Origin of the sequence: Comamonas sp. NyZ500 (genome assembly GCF_016772095.1) — a bacterium.
GTDB lineage: Bacteria > Pseudomonadota > Gammaproteobacteria > Burkholderiales > Burkholderiaceae_C > Comamonas > Comamonas thiooxydans.
Genome location: NZ_JAEIJE010000065.1, coordinates 1 through 618, shown reverse-complemented (window position 1 = coordinate 618; position 618 = coordinate 1). Strand labels below are relative to the sequence as shown.

Sequence of the window (618 nt, the reverse complement as noted above, 5' to 3'; positions counted from 1 at the left end):
GCATTGCCAAATGCTCCAGCGTTCTGATGGACGGTACCCACCGAGGTTGCGCCCGATCCGGTGTTGGTCCATGCGCCGCTAGGCCCAGAGATAGCAGCCGAAGTTGCGCCATAACCGGAAGTCGTGCCAGCATTGCTGTTCACATAGGACAGTCCGCCACCAGGGCCAGCGCCAGTGGCAACTTGGTTGGCTGTGTGCGAAGTGGCCACACCAGCTGCTCCGCCGCTGACGGGGCCTGCGCTGTAGCCAGCCAGGGCCGCAGAACCTGCGTTAGCGTTGGTCGCAGCACCGCCACCCGCAACAGCGTTGCCCGAAGTTGCAGAAAGGCTCTTCACGTTACCGTAGGTAGTTGCGCCACCACTGACCGCAGCACCACCGGCGCCGTAAGGGCCTACAGCAATGCCGCCACCAGCGGCATTGGCGTTGGAGGTTGCACCGGAGGTTGCACTATTCATGCTCAGCGCAGCACCGTTGCCCGAGCTGGCAGCACCCGACACCGTAGCTGAAGATGCGCTCGACGTCGTGTTTGTGGCAGCGATGCTTGAGCCGCTCACAGCAGCAGATGCAACACCAGCCAACGCAATAACCGCCATGGCAATCAGAGACTTTTTCATGATC

General features: G+C 61.7%; 1 protein-coding gene. It reads right to left on the bottom strand.

Annotated elements, in window-relative coordinates; translation table 11 throughout:
- A partial coding sequence (locus JAO85_RS25570) for a hypothetical protein (protein WP_237735019.1) occupies positions 1-455 on the bottom strand: 455 nt, incomplete at its 3' end.
- Between the last annotated feature and the right edge of the window lie 163 nt (positions 456-618).